General features: G+C 51.4%; 15 protein-coding genes and 1 other RNA gene. 8 read left to right on the top strand and 8 right to left on the bottom strand.

Annotation, left to right across the window (positions count from 1 at the left end):
* Nucleotides 1-286 precede the first annotated feature (286 nt).
* Nucleotides 287-718: a MerR family transcriptional regulator gene (locus MKY86_RS09920; protein WP_076078434.1), complete on the top strand. Its 432-nt coding sequence runs from the start codon at nt 287-289 to the stop codon at nt 716-718.
* A 34-nt stretch (nt 719-752) separates the two neighbouring features.
* On the top strand, nt 753-1,430 hold the full coding sequence (locus MKY86_RS09915) for a zinc metallopeptidase (RefSeq protein ID WP_445669896.1): 678 nt from the start codon (nt 753-755) through the stop codon (nt 1,428-1,430).
* A 35-nt stretch (nt 1,431-1,465) separates the two neighbouring features.
* Here MKY86_RS09915 and MKY86_RS09910 read toward each other — a convergent pair whose 3' ends face one another.
* Nucleotides 1,466-2,383, bottom strand: a complete 918-nt coding sequence (locus MKY86_RS09910; RefSeq protein WP_076078432.1) for a LysR family transcriptional regulator — start codon at nt 2,381-2,383, stop codon at nt 1,466-1,468.
* A 14-nt stretch (nt 2,384-2,397) separates the two neighbouring features.
* Nucleotides 2,398-3,024, bottom strand: coding sequence for a rhomboid family intramembrane serine protease (locus MKY86_RS09905; protein ID WP_076078430.1), 627 nt, complete (start codon nt 3,022-3,024; stop codon nt 2,398-2,400).
* Nucleotides 3,025-3,136: 112 nt separating this feature from the next.
* Between MKY86_RS09905 and tpx the strand changes: the two genes are divergently transcribed.
* Nucleotides 3,137-3,655: a thiol peroxidase gene (gene tpx / locus MKY86_RS09900; RefSeq protein ID WP_076078429.1), complete on the top strand. Its 519-nt coding sequence runs from the start codon at nt 3,137-3,139 to the stop codon at nt 3,653-3,655.
* Nucleotides 3,656-3,849: 194 nt separating this feature from the next.
* Here tpx and MKY86_RS09895 read toward each other — a convergent pair whose 3' ends face one another.
* The 3 genes from MKY86_RS09895 to MKY86_RS09885 form a co-directional block, all read right to left on the bottom strand.
* Nucleotides 3,850-4,239, bottom strand: a complete 390-nt coding sequence (locus MKY86_RS09895; RefSeq protein ID WP_036725209.1) for a DUF1499 domain-containing protein — start codon at nt 4,237-4,239, stop codon at nt 3,850-3,852.
* 149 nt (nt 4,240-4,388) lie between these two features.
* Nucleotides 4,389-4,580: non-coding RNA, 6S RNA (ssrS, locus tag MKY86_RS09890), on the bottom strand.
* Between the two features lie 104 nt (nt 4,581-4,684).
* Entirely contained in the window at nt 4,685-5,533 is an 849-nt protein-coding gene (locus tag MKY86_RS09885) for a YesL family protein (RefSeq protein ID WP_076078427.1), read from the bottom strand.
* A gap of 179 nt (nt 5,534-5,712) precedes the next feature.
* Here MKY86_RS09885 and MKY86_RS09880 point away from each other — a divergent pair, with 179 nt between their 5' ends.
* A complete protein-coding gene (locus tag MKY86_RS09880; RefSeq protein WP_036702210.1) occupies nt 5,713-5,808 on the top strand; it encodes a hypothetical protein in 96 nt (31 codons plus the stop codon).
* A 74-nt stretch (nt 5,809-5,882) separates the two neighbouring features.
* Here the strand turns inward: MKY86_RS09880 and MKY86_RS09875 are convergent, their stop codons facing one another.
* Complete coding sequence (locus MKY86_RS09875; RefSeq protein WP_076078426.1) at nt 5,883-7,544, bottom strand: DEAD/DEAH box helicase; 1,662 nt, start codon at nt 7,542-7,544, stop codon at nt 5,883-5,885.
* Between the two features lie 326 nt (nt 7,545-7,870).
* Here MKY86_RS09875 and MKY86_RS09870 point away from each other — a divergent pair, with 326 nt between their 5' ends.
* The 4 genes from MKY86_RS09870 (at nt 7,871) to MKY86_RS09855 (ending at nt 12,022) form a co-directional block, all read left to right on the top strand.
* Nucleotides 7,871-8,698 carry a YitT family protein gene (locus MKY86_RS09870; protein ID WP_036725214.1) on the top strand — a complete coding sequence of 276 codons (828 nt, stop codon included), beginning with the start codon at nt 7,871-7,873 and terminating at the stop codon, nt 8,696-8,698.
* Between the two features lie 175 nt (nt 8,699-8,873).
* Entirely contained in the window at nt 8,874-9,062 is a 189-nt protein-coding gene (locus tag MKY86_RS09865) for a hypothetical protein (protein ID WP_171718441.1), read from the top strand.
* 241 nt (nt 9,063-9,303) lie between these two features.
* Nucleotides 9,304-10,533 carry a putative glycoside hydrolase gene (locus MKY86_RS09860; protein ID WP_076078424.1) on the top strand — a complete coding sequence of 410 codons (1,230 nt, stop codon included), beginning with the start codon at nt 9,304-9,306 and terminating at the stop codon, nt 10,531-10,533.
* Nucleotides 10,534-10,666: 133 nt separating this feature from the next.
* Entirely contained in the window at nt 10,667-12,022 is a 1,356-nt protein-coding gene (locus MKY86_RS09855; RefSeq protein ID WP_036725483.1) for an MATE family efflux transporter, read from the top strand.
* 94 nt (nt 12,023-12,116) lie between these two features.
* Here MKY86_RS09855 and MKY86_RS09850 read toward each other — a convergent pair whose 3' ends face one another.
* Both MKY86_RS09850 and MKY86_RS09845 read right to left on the bottom strand, forming a co-directional pair.
* Entirely contained in the window at nt 12,117-12,377 is a 261-nt protein-coding gene (locus tag MKY86_RS09850) for a metal-sensitive transcriptional regulator (RefSeq protein ID WP_076078423.1), read from the bottom strand.
* Between the two features lie 15 nt (nt 12,378-12,392).
* Complete coding sequence (locus MKY86_RS09845; RefSeq protein ID WP_076078421.1) at nt 12,393-14,879, bottom strand: CoA-disulfide reductase; 2,487 nt, start codon at nt 14,877-14,879, stop codon at nt 12,393-12,395.
* Nucleotides 14,880-14,996 lie beyond the last annotated feature (117 nt).

The raw sequence follows: 14,996 nt of genomic DNA, 5'->3' as shown, positions 1-14,996 counted from the left end.
AGTAAACATGCCTTTTATTATCCCTTGATCACACCACACCGTACCCTCCGCTCACCGTGATCCTGATGATTTCCAGCTGAGTCGGGCGCTTAAGCATATAACACGCCATGTCATGTTTTACATGGATTCTTCTCCTCCAAGGAACATTCTCGCTTCGATTGCCTCCCCAGCATCTTTATGAAAGGTCAGCATATACTTTAAAGTAAGCGTCACGTTTGACTGTACGGTTTCCAATTTGATATGATTATTTTACGCAGGAAATAGCGAGGTGAGATAACTTGGAGATATGACCCTTTACCGGATCGGAGAGCTGGCCAAGGCGGCCGGCATCAGTGAACGTACCATTGATTATTATACGAAGCTTGGACTGATTACACCGGAATCCAGGAGCATGAAGAATTACCGGCTCTACAGTCATAAAACCTTAGTCGTTCTTCAACGTATTAATCAGCTTAAGCAAGAGAAATATACATTGGAAGAAATCAAATCCCTGATGGGCAAGTGGAATGCAGCCACACCTGAGGCTGAGGTCTCCGGCAAGCTGGTTCAGCTTGAGCTTCAGATGCAGCAGCTGGAACGGGAAGTGAAGGCCCTGGAGCCCGTGATAAGCGGTTTGAAGCCGGGCCAGGCTAACCGGGCACTGGCAGCACTGATTCCTCAGGGTGTCGCCTGTATGGAAGCGATCCGGCTTCTGCTGACGCAAGGGCCGCCAATGTAACAGCTTGTAATTTATAATGGAGGAATGAGCACATATGATGCCACTAATGTATCTGTTGTTAGCTGTCGCTTTTATCTTTTCTGTATGGGCCCAGTTCAGGGTCAAGGGCAATTTCAAGAAATGGGCCAAGGTGCCGAACATGAACGGCTTAACGGGTTATGAAGCTGCCCGGCGTATGCTGGATGCCAACGGACTCTACGATGTTCCCATTGAACCGGTTCAGGGAACCCTTACAGACCACTACGACCCGATTAACCGCGTTGTGCGGCTGTCGGAGCCTGTATATTATGAAAGCTCCATCGCAGCAGTCTCCGTCGCTTGTCACGAGATCGGCCATGCGATTCAGCACAAGGAGCATTATCCGATGCTGGCGCTCCGCCACCGGATGTTCCCGGTCGTGAACTTCGCCTCCGGGGTCGCCCCCTTCATGCTGCTGGCAGGCTTCATCTTCAGCTCTTTCAACCTTATCGGGCTCGGCATTATCTTCTTCTCTGCCGCAGTAGCCTTCCAGCTCGTCACGCTGCCCGTTGAATTCAACGCCAGCAGCCGCGCGCGCCAGATTATGGTACAGCAGGGCTTCATCCGTAATGATGAAGAACGCGGCGTAGCCAAGGTCCTGAATGCCGCAGCGCTCACTTATGTGGCAGCAGCGCTGGTATCTCTGATCGAGCTGATCCGCCTGATCCTGATGTTCCTCGGTAACCGCGATTAAGATCTATATCACTACACAGACAATACCCCGGTAGGCTATGAGCCGACCGGGGTATTGTCTGTGTGCCTGTCTTTGAAATAGGTAAGCAGGAAGTTACGGAAGGACTGGGCGACCAGCGGCAGCTTGCCTTCTGTCCGGTGAATCAGCCCGACGGTTCTGGTAATCGTAGGCTCCACCACCCGGACCTGTGCAGGCTGCATCGGGTTGGTCTGGTAGAGCGCCATCTCCGGCAGCAAGCTTACCCCCATCCCGGCAGCTACCAGACCGCGTATTGTATCGGTCTCTCCGCCTTCAAAAGCAATCTGCGGCTTGAACCCTGCCGCAAGGCAGGCCTGCCAGACAATCGGCCGCAGCGAGTAGCCTTGGCTGAACAATACGAACTTCTCGTCCCGCAGCTGCTCCAGCCGGATCACTTCTCTGCTTGCAAGCGGATGATTCTGCGGCAGAATGGCGAACAGCTCCTCGGTCATTACGATATCTCCGGCCACATGCCCTACATTCTCCGGGAACGGCGAGATGAATGCCAGATCCACCTCTCCTGAGATAACATCCTTGATTAAGGATGGATAGGCTCCCTGCTTGAAGCGGAATTTCACATGGGGATAATGACGGCGGAACTCCGCCACAATGGAGGGAATCAGATGGGTCCCGAGGCTATGCGGGAAGCCGATGCGGATCTCGCCGCGCTCCGGGTCAAGGAATTCATGCACCTCCGCCACCGACCGGTCGAGTTCATTCAGCACCGACTCCACTCTTTTGCAAAAGAGCTGCCCTACAGGCGTAAGCTGCAGATTCCTCCCCTTCTGCATGAACAGATCCACTCCCAGCTCCTGCTCCAGCTGATGAATCTGGCGGCTTACCGCAGATTGTGCGACATGCAGCTCCTCCGCCGCTCTGGTGACATGTTCCTTCTGGGCAACCTTCAGAAAATACTGCAGCTGTCTAAGCTCCACGATTACACCCTTCCTTATCGACGTTTTCGTTTGAATACACGGATGATTAGCCCATAGATGAAGAATCCGGCGATCAGGCCGCCGATATGAGCGATATAGTTGATATTTTGAGCGGCAAAGGATACGATAATCCCCATCATCAGAAGTCCGTAGAGCGTCTTGCGCGAGCCCTCATCCATCATTGCCCTTTGGAACACCGCAATATAGAGGAATGCGCCATAGACAGCGTAGATCGCCCCCGAGGCCCCTACAGAGACAATTCCAATCTCCACATTCCCTCGGCTGCTTATAAGAACCCACAGCAGATTAGCAATGAAGCCGCCGCCCAGATACAGCAGTGCATAACGCCACCAGCCCATCAACCGCTCCAGCGGCGGGGCGAACACAAGCAGTGAGAAGCTGTTGAAGAACAAATGGGCGAAGCCGTTGTGAAGGAACATCGCCGTCACGCAGCGCCACAACTCATCCGTTTCAGCACCCACATTGACCGTAGCCCCGTACTCCACCAGTGTATACAGGTTGGTGGAGCCGCCATTCAGGGACAGCACGATGAACATAACCACATTGGCCAGAATCAGCGCACAGGTTACAGGATAATACCGGAGATAGCTTCTCCACTTCTCATACCTTATAAAAATCATAACACCCATCCTTTTATGTATGTTGTCCAGCTCGACATCCAGCTTCTAAAAAGATTATAATTTATTCTGGCAGGTACATGCCAATAATGCAATTCAAGGAGGAAACAAGGACATGACGCAAGAAAGAACAGGCGTAGCCACTTTTAAGGGCAACCCCATTACTCTGGTAGGCCCGCAGCTGAAAGCCGGAGATTCCGCGCCGCAATTCACGGTAAGCAAGAATCTCCTGGAAGATGTTACACTTACAGAATACGCTGGCAAAATCAAGCTGATCAGCGTTGTACCTTCCCTGGATACCGGTGTGTGCGATGCGCAGACCCGCCGCTTCAACAGTGAAGCTGCCGGTCTTGGCGATGATGTTGTCATCCTCACCATCAGCACAGATCTTCCTTTCGCCCAGGCCCGCTGGTGCGGCGCCGCAGGCATCGACAGTGTAATCACCCTGTCCGACCACAAAGAGACTTCCTTCGGACAAGCCTACGGCGTCCTGATTAAGGAATTCCGCCTCGACATGCGCTCCATCTTCGTTGTAGACAAGAACGACACTTTGGCTTATGTCGAGTATCTCGGTGAAATGGCTGAGCACCCGGACTACGAAGCGGCGATTTCCGCAGTTAAAGCTCTGCTCTAGGCTTAAACGGACAGCACTGATATGTTATACAGCATCCAAGCCTATAAATGTACATTTTTGAAAAAAAGCGGCAGAAGGTCATCCTTCTCCGCTTTTTGCGTATGATGATCAATAAGGATATCCGTGCCCGGAACGGGCTGTCCCACTCCCGGAAACCGCATACAATCCCGGCAATACATGCCCGGATGCTGTCCTTAATCCACCTTATATTTGCCCAGCTTCTTATCCAGAGACTGGTACAAACGCTGAATGACACGGTAATTGGCACCCAGATCGCCAAGCGACCCTCTGGATGCTGAATATATATCTACGGCACAGCGTACGGGCGTGGTGCTTAACACAGATACGGTAATATCCAGCGAGCGGCCTAACGCCGTTCTCTTCTCCAGGGTAATCTCCCCTACAGACTGCACTTCATGCAAGACCTTATAACCAGGAATTTTCTTCAGCGTTGCGGATACTTCATCCCACGCCTTGTCTCTTGAAAGATTGTAATAACGCGTTTTCAATGCCGGATCTTTGGCACGGTCGCTTGTTCCGTCATGACTGCGAAATAAACCGACCAAGGTTCTTTTCAACGACAAAATTCTTCCCCCTCTTCAAATCCCAAGTTCACTATCCTAAGTGTAACACTCTTGTCCGCGGAACAAAAGGGCATTGCTCACTTTAACCTTGAAAAAGGCACCCTCTACCCGCTAGTGAGCAGGTAACAGGATGCCTTGTCAATTCCATTAGAAAACCCGCCTATGCCGTCCGGCTGCAGTGTCTTCTGAACCTGCTAGAGCAGGTGGGTGACCGCAGAAGTCGTTTTTGAATTCCCCAGGTCATATAGACAGGGCTGTTCAGCCGCGCTTCATGTAGATCTCCCAAGACATTATCATTGGTTCAAAACAACGAGCAACCATAACGTACATCGCAGGATTTATAATCATTATATTGCGTTTTGACGAAAAAGTAAACCTGTATACGCTTTATTTAACACCGGGATCATTTTCCGTTGACATTGCTGCCCTCATGATCAAGGGAATGTTAAGTCCGCTTGAAATCCTTACCGGTGTCCTTATCTCTGTCGTCTTCATCCTCGTCTTCGTCATCATCGTCATCATCATCGGCCGGCAGACCTTCATTCTCAGCTGCTTCCAGCGCGGCCTGTTCTTCAGCCAGCTTCTTCTTCTCCACCTGTAGTTGCAGCTTATTGTATGTAGCGAAGAAATTAAAGAAGGCGAGCATAGCAATCAGCGTAGGAATACACAGCACATAGAGCACCGGATACCGCAGACCTATATAAAGAAGAACGCCTGAACCAATCAACGTCGAGAACACACGGATCGGCCGGGCGATCGTGAGCAGAATCGAATTGGTTACCACTTCCTTGAACGTCATCTGGTAGTGAACCACGATGGAGAAGAAGTTAAACATCGATACGAACAAAATAATCATCAGCACCAGCATCAGGATACCGACGATCTTGAAATTCGGCATTTGCGTCATGTATACGGTCACATCAACGTACATCACGACAAACAGCAGGGTGTAGATAAGCCCTCCCAGCATGCTTTTCAGATAATTCTCTTTGTATCCCTGAAAAAAAGTGCGGAATGTACTTACATCGGTATTGCCCATTACCCATTTGCGCACCACTGTAAATAACGCCGACGTAGCCGGAAATACAGTGAATGGCGCGAATACCCCAAGTACCCAGTTCAGCATAATCTGCTCATTCGGTCCGCCTGCTTCTGAACCCAGCATGAGGATCTTCAAAATTCCTGCGAACAGGAACGGTATCGAACACAATGCCCATAAAATATTGCTGAAGGCGATGCGTGAGATCCATTCCGTGATGCGGTATATACCGCCCATTGCTCCTTTAAACTCCAATTCCCTTCCTCCTGTCTATCTTGTGCATACTGCGTATCTTAACTATACCTGTTTGTACAGGACTTTTCCAGCGCCCAAGTTTACAAGTTCTAGGTAAGTGTCTAAGCAAGCTCTGCAATACGTCCATATATTACATTGTAACCACAACAAATCCCCCATGTTCAAAGGAGGTTGACCTCATGTCCGCACCTGGCTGCTGCAATCCCTGGACTTCCACCGGAACAATTCTCGTGCTCTTCATCCTGCTGGTCATCATCAGCCGTACCTTCATCTAAGTGAATCCACAGCAAAAAAAGAAGACGGGAACCGGTAACGGTTGCTCGTCTTCTTCAAGGTGTTCTGTTATAGCTTAAGCGTCAAAATCCTGCTTGGCCGGGCGGGTGCTTGTGCTGCTCGGACGCGAGGACGGTCTTCCGTCTGTGTTACGGCTCGCTCCATCACGGTTGCCTTTGTAGCCGCCGCCGTAGCTGCTGCCGCTTCCGCTGTTGCCGCCATAGCCGCTGCTGTAGCCGCCACGGGTGCTTCCGCCGCTGCTGGCATTGTCACGATTTCCGCGATAGCCGCCGCCACTTGCATTGTCTCGGTTGCCGCGATAGCCGCCACCGGAGCTAGAACCGGAACGGTTGCCGCCATAGCCGCCGTTAGGCTTACGCCCGCTACGGATGTCGTTCTTGCCGCCGCGGCGCTTGGCACGGATCGGATCTTCAGGAGTCAACTCAATTTGCGCATCTTTGTTATCGCCGGTAAGAAGCTTCATAGCTGCGGACAGCAGCTGTACAGAATCATATTGCTCCAGCAATTGAATGGCAATGCCTTTGTATTCGTTCAGTTCGCCAACCTCAACCATTGCAAGCAGACGTTCTGCTGTAATGCGTTGTTTGCCTTCAATAGCCTCGGCCATCGTAGGAAGCGGTTTGCGGGTAATCCGGTGACGGGTCACGCGTTCGATCAGGTGCAGGTGATCCATTTCGCGCGGAGTTACGAAGGACCAGGCTGTTCCTTCTTTGCCGGCGCGGCCTGTACGGCCAATACGGTGTACATAGCTCTCCGGGTCCTGCGGAAGGTCGAAGTTAATTACATGCGTTACGCCGGATACGTCCAGGCCGCGTGCAGCTACGTCTGTAGCAACCAGTACATCAATACTGCCGTCGCGGAATTTGCGCATTACAGCATCCCGCTGGTTCTGCGACAAGTCGCCATGCAGGCCGTCAGCGGAATATCCGCGCTTCTGCAAGCCTTCTGCAAGCTCGTCTACCCGGCGCTTCGTGCGGCCGAATACAATTGCCAGATCTGGCGATTCCATGTCAATCAAGCGGCTAAGCGCTTCGAATTTCTGGCGTTCAGGCACTTCAACATAAGCCTGGTCGATAAGCGGTGCGCTAATCTGTTTAGGAATTACGGATACATGCTGCGGGTTCTTCAAGAACTGCTGGGCAAGGCGTTGAATGTTAGGAGGCATAGTAGCCGAGAAGAGCATGGTCTGACGTTCTTCAGGAACGAGCTTGAGGATGGTCTGGATATCCTCCATGAAGCCCATATCTAGCATTTCATCGGCTTCATCCAGTACGATCGTCTGAACATCATCCAGGCGGATGGTCTTGCGGTTGATATGGTCCAGGAGGCGTCCTGGTGTACCAATAATAATCTGTGGTTTTCTCTTCAGTCCGCGGATCTGGCGGCCGATATCCTGCCCGCCGTAGATAGCCAGTGAACGAAGTCCTTTGAAGCGGGTCAACTTACCGATTTCTTCAGCGACCTGGATGGCCAGCTCACGTGTTGGCGTCATTACCAGTGCCAGAATCTTCTCTTCTTCTCTTGCGATCTTGGAGATGAGGGGAATCCCGAAGGCTGCGGTCTTACCTGTACCCGTCTGTGCCTGTCCGATAAGATCCGATCCGGCCATAGCAAGCGGGATAGCCTGTTCCTGGATTGGTGTTGCTTCCTCAAATCCTAGCTCTGTGATTGCTTGAAGTACTTTTGGCTCCAAGCCGAATTCTGCGAATGTTTTCAAATTATTCATGCTCCTTCTATACAGTGGACATTCCACATGCTTGTCTGTATTCTTAAGTAGCGGTAAACACATTTATAGGCTGTCCAATCATGCCGGATTTTCTGCATGGTTTAGCGCGTATTGGGACAAACAACTGTCCTATGATCAGGCCACTACATACACCTGACAATTGTAGCTTCGCATTCTAAGCAATGCAAAAATACCATTGTAACGTCCTACTCAAGAATATCCTATACATTATATCACAAACCCAATCAGGAATACCAGTGTATTCCTTACTTTCATTACTTACATGACACTCACACTACACTCAGAGGTGAATTTGCTTGGTTAAACTAAGATTATTCGGGAGCTTTCTTGCCGTCCTCTTCGGTTCAGCGATGATCGCAAGCGGCTTTAATCTGTTCCTGATCCCCCACAGACTGCTCAGCGGAGGCGTATCCGGCCTCGCCATGCTGGCCGGTTATTTCACTCCTTTTAACATCAGCTTACTCTATTTACTCTTCAATATCCCGCTGCTTGCTACCGGATGGTTCCAGCTGGGCCGCCGATTTATTATTCTCAGCATGGTCTCTGTAGGGGCTACCACCTGGCTGATGACGGTGGTACCGGTCTTTCAAGTATCCTCGGATATGCTGCTTGCCTCGGTCTTCGGCGGGGTGCTTGTGGGTGCCGGTGCAGGCATCTCCTTCCGTGTAGGAGGCTCCTCAGGCGGCTTCGATATTCTGGGCTCCATTATAACACGGTACCGGGATTTCCCGGTAGGCAGTGTGCTGGTCGGTCTCAATGGTCTCGTCATTCTTGCTGCGGCTTATTTTGACGACAACTGGAATCTGGCGCTTGCTTCGATGGTCTCCATTTACGTCACCGGCAAGGTGGTCGACCTGATTCATATCAGCCACATCAAAGTTACCGTGTACATCATCACCAACCGGACTGACGAGCTGCTGCAGCAATTGCTGGGCCTTCAGCGCGGCGTTACAAAATTTAAGACAGAAGGTGCTTATTCTCATGTAGAACGGGACATGCTAATGACAGTGACCACACGGTATGAGCTTGCAGAACTGAAACGTATTATTAAAACAAGCGACCCGCAGGCTTTTGTAAATATTGTTGAGACTGTCGGTGTAATGGGCTCTTTCCGCAAACGGTAATTCATAAGAAAATGCTTATCCGTTCAAATTATGTTATATTATAGCTACGCAGGACCTTAACAATTTCATGAAGATTGTGATTTACCCTCTTTTTTCCAGGCACTTCGTTTTTCCGGGTGGACCCTGAATTCTGATTCAGTTCGATTCGAAAAAGGAAAGGGTGATTTTTGTGGAAATGGAAACGGTAAAACTGTCAGCAATCGTCATGAGGTGGTATCCGGATATGATACCGTTCCTGAAGCAGGACGAACTCAATTCTGTAATCGTACTGCGTGACGGTCTGAGTATTCTGGAACCGGCAGATGCCATGGATATCATCCATTACAGCATTTGCGAGCATCAGAATTCTGCGTATCTTCATTAAGCAAGCTGCCCTAAAGAGCAAGTTGTAATAGTTGCCGTCCTGGTCATTGGCCTTCGTGCCAGTCCGGGGCGGCATTTACTTTTATAATCAGCGGTTCAAAATCTGTACATCCCGTTTATAAACAACAAGAGCGGAAATATGACCTCAAAAAATTACGGGTATTGTTACAAGTCTGTTCTTTTTGGGTGCATCCGTTACCTTATACTTTATAAGGAATGTACATAAAGGGAGCGAATAAGAAATGAATATCACCTGGGCTTTACTGATGATGGCCCTGGGAGGCGTAGGTGTCCCGAATCAAGGACATGAAGCCGATGTGGCAGCAGTACTGCAGAGCGCCATGAATCCCCCCATCGTCGCAGAACACACCACCAATCCGGACGCAGCAGCATCACCGAACGGAGGCGGCACTGCCTCTCCTGCACCTTCACCAGGCGCATCGCCGGAGACAGCACCTCTTGCCGATCCGCAGCCGGATGCTCCCAAGGTTAAAGGGATATACGTGACTGCCTACAGCGCCGGGGGCGCACGGATGGAGACCCTGCTTGCCCTGCTGGACAAGACTGAGCTCAACTCCATGGTTATCGATATTAAGGATGATGCCGGATATATCACCTACAAAACGGACAATGCTGAGCTTCAGCAAATGGGACATCCACAGCCGTTCATAGGTGATATCAACAAGCTGATGACCCGCCTGAAGGAGCATGATGTCTACCCGATTGCGCGGATCGTAGTATTCAAGGATTCTGTGCTCGCCAAAAAGAACAAGGAATTATCCTTCGTAAACAAAGACGGCTCAGTCTGGGCCAACAAAGGCGGAGACAGCTTCGTCAATCCTTATAATGAAAATGTATGGAAGTATAACGTAGATATTGCCAAGGAGGCCGTTAAGCTCGGGTTCAAGGAAATCCAGTTTGACTATGTACGCTTCCCTGAAGGCTTCGAGAAGCGTGCGGACACTCTGAAATACACGAAGAGCGACAGACCGCGCGTGGAAATTATCGCCGACTTTGTTAAGTATGCCAAAGCTGAGCTGGCACCGCTGGGAGTTCGGATCTCTGTGGATATCTTCGGCTATGCCGCCTCGGTACCTGCCGCAGAAGGTATCGGCCAGGATTTCGTGAAGATCTCCAAGAATGTCGATGTCATCAGCCCGATGGTCTATCCGAGCCATTATTCCACCGGCTGGTTCGATGTGAAGGATCCGGACAAAGACCCTTATGCTACCATTAAGGGCTCAATGGTCGATACACACAAGAAGCTTAATCCGCTAGGCAGCTTCAAACCGGTGATCCGCCCATGGATTCAGGATTTCACCGCCAGCTGGCTGGGCAGCGGGCATTATGTCAAATACGGCAAGAAGCAGGTTGAAGATCAGATCCGCGCCTTGAAGGATCAGAATATTGACGAATTCCTGCTATGGAATGCCAACAACCGCTATACGGCCGATGTGAAGTACGACCAATAAGCTTTCTGCAATTATCCGGATGTATCCATAGCCGCATGATATCCAGAGCCCGGCAGCTGCCGGGCTTTTTACTGGGAATATTTTCACTGGGAATATAAGTATTTAAAATAAAGATAACGGGGCATTGATGATTATGAAACAGACAACTTCCATTAAACAAAAGGCCGGGCAATTCCTGCATATATTGCTTCCGATTCTGATTACTCAGATTGCATTGTCGGCCATTACCTTCTTCGACACCAATATGTCCGGCAAATTCGGCACGAATGATCTGGCCGGCGTAGCCATCGGCACAAGCCTGTGGATTCCGATCCAGACAGGCCTTAGCGGTATTCTTATGGGGATTACACCCATTGTGTCTCATCTCCTCGGCAGCAAGCGGGGTAAGGATGTCGCTAACCAGGTGATGCAGGGCATTTGGCTCTCCCTGATCGTATCCGTGCTCGTGCTGATTCTTGGCAGCCTCGCTCTCACACCGATCCTGAATTTTATGAATCTGGAGCCTGCGGTACGAGATATTGCCTTCCGCTTCCTCGGTGCTATCTCCTTCGGCATTATCCCGCTGTTCGGCTATACCGTTGTCCGCAGCTGTATTGATGCCCTGGGCCAGACCCGTGTCTCCATGTTCATCACCCTGATTGCCCTGCCGGTCAATGTGGGACTTAACTATCTGCTGATCTTCGGCAACTTCGGCTTCCCCCGCCTTGGCGGAGTAGGCGCAGGCGTAGCCTCTGCGATCACGTATTGGGTCATTTTTCTGATTGCCCTAATCTTCGTCTACCGGGCTGAGCCTTTCCGCAATCTGCAGATTTTCCGTAAATTTCACGCGGTGTCCCTGGTAAGTCTCAAGGAGCTGCTGAAGATTGGTGTGCCTATCGGCTTTTCGATCTTTTTCGAGACGGCGGTGTTCTCGGCTGTAACCCTGCTGATGAGCCGCTTCGATACCATTACAATCGCTGCCCATCAGGCCGCTATTAACTTCGCCTCCACTCTCTATATGATTCCGCTGAGCATCTGCATGAGTCTGACGATTCTCGTCGGCTTCGAGAGCGGCTCCGGCCGGCTGAGGGATGCGCGCCAGTATGGCATTATGGGCATTGGTACGGCGGCTGTCCTCTCCCTGCTCACAGCACTGGTGCTGCTCTTCGCCGGGAATCATGTCGCCGGACTATATTCGGATGACCATGAGGTTATCTCGCTGATCCAGCATTTCCTGATCTACGCGATCTTCTTCCAGATCTCCGACGCTATCGCAACCCCGACTCAAGGTGTGCTGCGGGGATATAAGGATGTTAATCCTGCGTTCGTCATCTGCTTCATTGCCTATTGGGTGATCGGCCTGCCCGTCGGCTACCTGCTCGCCACTTATACTGAGCTTGGGGCTTACGGCTACTGGATCGGACTCATTACCGGCCTTGGAATCGGCGCAATTCTGCTCCTGGGCCGGCTCGTCAGGGTGCAACGCAGATTCGCCCCGGAGAAGGCATGAAATAGCAAGGAGCTCCACAAAAAAGTTCTTGTCTTATAACAAGAACAGCCACAGACAAGGGAGAGTACTCTCCTTCGTCTGTGGCTGTTCTTCATTACCGGCTTTTTACAAGCAGATCTACTGCTTCCTTAATCACTTGCTCAGGGGAGTTCCCCTTCGCAAGCTCTTCCTGAATGCAGTGCTCCAGATTGTCTCCGATCACGGCACCAATAGAGCGGTCTACAGCTGTTCGGATCGCTGTCAGTTGTGTCACGATCTCACGGCAGTCTTTGCCTTCCTCCAGCATCCCGAGGACGCCTCTCACCTGACCTTCGATCCGCTTCAACCGGTTGATAATAGCTTTATCATACTCCACTGCAATTCGCCCCCTCTAGATGAATAAGTTCACGCCGGAATCCTCGGCAGCTCCCAGATAGCTCGCAACACCGCCGAAGTCTACACCTTCTATTAATTCCTCCTGCTTGATGCCCATGATGTCCATGCTCATCGTGCAGGCCATCAGCTTAACCCCGGCATTCAGTGCGCCTTGCATCAGATTCTCCAGGGATTCCACATTCTTGCGGCCCATAGTATAGCGGATCAGCTTCGACCCAAGCCCCCCCATGTTCATGCGGGATAAGGGAAGCTTCCGCGTCCCCTTCGGCATCATCATGCCAAACATCCGGTCTAGAGCATTCTTCTTCACCTGCGGAGACTGCCCCCGGCGCAGAACATTAAGCCCCCAGAAGGTAAAGAACATGGTTACCTGCTTGCCCATCGCTGCGGCGCCTGTTGCAATAATGAAGGAAGCAATGGTTTTGTCCAGATCACCGCTGAAAACAATCATCGTTGTACCTTCAGAGACCGATGACTGTTCCCCCGGAACTACGGTTCTGTCTGACGGGTCTACTCCCTTCCGTACCAGCGCCTGGACTTTGCCGCCGGATACATCCACAGATTCCAGCGTGTTTCCCGTCTTGCTGCACCACTGCCTGATATCAGCGGCAAAACCGAAATCCGTTGCAGTAATCTCAACCCGCTGGCCTTCCTCCATTGAGCTTATAGTCTCATATACTTTGAGTATAGGGCCGGGGCACTGTAATCCGCAAGCATCCAGCAGGAGCTGCGGCTTACGAGTGAGCTGTTCGTGGCTATGGACTATACTGGCGGGAGACGGGGCATTCACTTTTAAAGCCGGTGTCTCTCTCTTCCCGGAAATCTCAGTGTTATTCCCCCTTGCCATCGCTGCGTATGTTTTGTACCCTCCGTCAACGTTTTGTACTGCATATCCGTATTGGATTAACATGCGGGCAGCAATGTAGCCGCGCAGCCCTACCTGGCAGGACACGGCGATCTCCCGATCCCCGGGAATCTCTGTGAGCCGGCCTCTCAGCTCAGCCAGCGGAATGTTGATGGAACCCGGAATGAAACCGGCTAAACGCTCCGCTTCGTCTCTGACATCAATGATGAGGCCGCCACTACGTGTGAATTCATCCACTTCATGCCATTGCAGATTACGGACGAGTCCCTCCATCAGATTGGAGGCAACATAGCCCGCCATATTGACCGGATCTTTGGCCGAGGAATACGGCGGCGCATACGCCAGCTCCAGATCGGCCAGCTCATCTGCCTTAAGCTTGCTGCGGATCGCGGTGGCAATGACATCTATTCTTTTGTCCACTCCGGCACTTCCGGCCGCTTGTGCTCCATAAATCTCTCCTGTCTGCGGGTTGAACAGCAGCTTAAGCGCTATCGGTGCAGCACCGGGGTAGTAACCGGCATGAGAATTCGGATGGATATGCACAGCTTCATAAGGTACCCCAAGCGACTTAAGGGTCTTCTCGTTGTTCCCGGTCAGCGCAGCAGTCATATCGAAGATTTTGATAATCGCAGTACCTAATGCCCCAGTGTAAGAGGCTTCCCGGCCGTTGATATGATCGGCGGCCAGACGCCCCTGCCGGTTCGCTCCCCAGGCCAGGGAGACCATGGTATCGAACCCTTGAACGCGGTCCTTCACTTCAATGACATCCCCTACGGCATAGATGGCCGGATCACTGGTCTGTAGCGAGGCATTGACCTTAACCGATCCCCGGATGCCCAGCTCCAGCCCGCAGCTCCGTGCCAGGTCATTCTCAGGACTGACCCCAATTGCCAAGATAACCATATCCGTTCTAAGCTCCCCGCCGGAGGAGAGACGGAGCAGGCTGCCTTGCTGTTCAATAGCCTCTACACCCTCATTCATCCGCAGTTCCACCCCGTGCAGACGCATATGCTCTTCAAGCGGACGAACCATCTCCAGATCAAGCGGGTTCAGAATCTGCTGACCCCGGTCAATCACAGTGACATCAAGCCCCCGCTCCCGCAGGTTCTCCGCCATCTCAAGACCAATAAAACCTGCACCAATTACAGTGGCATGCCGGGGGTGACGGCTGTCCACATAGGCCTTGATACGGTCTGTATCAGGAATATTCCTTAAGGTGAACAGGTTCTCAGCCTCTGAAATGCCCGGAATCGGGGGAACGATCGGCTTCGCTCCCGGTGAAAGTACTACGATATCATATGGAATCTGAAGTGTCTCGCCTGTTGTAACATTGCGGCAGTGTACCTGCTTACGTTCACGGTCAATCTCTGTCGCCTCGGTAAAGATTCTCACATCAATATTGAAGCGTCCCCGGATTCCAGCCGGTGTCTGCAGAAACAGCTTGTCCCGGGAATCAATACTCTCCCCAATATAATAAGGCAGCCCGCAATTGGCAAAAGAAACATGCTCTCCCCGCTCAATCATGATAATGTTGTCTTCTTCGTTCAGTCTTCTTAGGCGTGCCGCAGCGGATGCCCCTCCGGCAACTCCGCCGATAATGACTATAGTTCTGCTCATTCTTATTCCCTCCTAGTTATATACCCCTATGGGTATGATGTTATACGGGTGGGGGTATAATGTCAAGTCAAAAAAGAGCAGCCCCTTCCGGTGATGGAAGGCTTGCTGCTCCGCTGA

Source organism: Paenibacillus sp. FSL R7-0333, from assembly GCF_038000365.1.
Lineage (GTDB): Bacteria > Bacillota > Bacilli > Paenibacillales > Paenibacillaceae > Paenibacillus_AQ > Paenibacillus_AQ silagei.
The sequence above is the reverse complement of the archived record's forward strand: the minus strand, read 5'-3'. Positions and strand labels throughout refer to the sequence as shown.

Excerpts from the sequence above, each read along its gene's own strand:
- MKY86_RS09920 (WP_076078434.1), top strand. The coding sequence starts at position 287 with ATGACCCTTTACCGGATCGGAGAGCTGGCCAAGGCGGCCGGCATCAGT.
- MKY86_RS09915 (WP_445669896.1), top strand. The coding sequence starts at position 753 with ATGATGCCACTAATGTATCTGTTGTTAGCTGTCGCTTTTATCTTTTCT.
- MKY86_RS09905 (WP_076078430.1), bottom strand. The coding sequence starts at position 3,024 with ATGATTTTTATAAGGTATGAGAAGTGGAGAAGCTATCTCCGGTATTAT.
- tpx (WP_076078429.1), top strand. The coding sequence starts at position 3,137 with ATGACGCAAGAAAGAACAGGCGTAGCCACTTTTAAGGGCAACCCCATT.
- MKY86_RS09880 (WP_036702210.1), top strand. The coding sequence starts at position 5,713 with ATGTCCGCACCTGGCTGCTGCAATCCCTGGACTTCCACCGGAACAATT.
- MKY86_RS09865 (WP_171718441.1), top strand. The coding sequence starts at position 8,874 with ATGGAAACGGTAAAACTGTCAGCAATCGTCATGAGGTGGTATCCGGAT.
- MKY86_RS09860 (WP_076078424.1), top strand. The coding sequence starts at position 9,304 with ATGAATATCACCTGGGCTTTACTGATGATGGCCCTGGGAGGCGTAGGT.
- MKY86_RS09855 (WP_036725483.1), top strand. The coding sequence starts at position 10,667 with ATGAAACAGACAACTTCCATTAAACAAAAGGCCGGGCAATTCCTGCAT.
- MKY86_RS09845 (WP_076078421.1), bottom strand. The coding sequence starts at position 14,879 with ATGAGCAGAACTATAGTCATTATCGGCGGAGTTGCCGGAGGGGCATCC.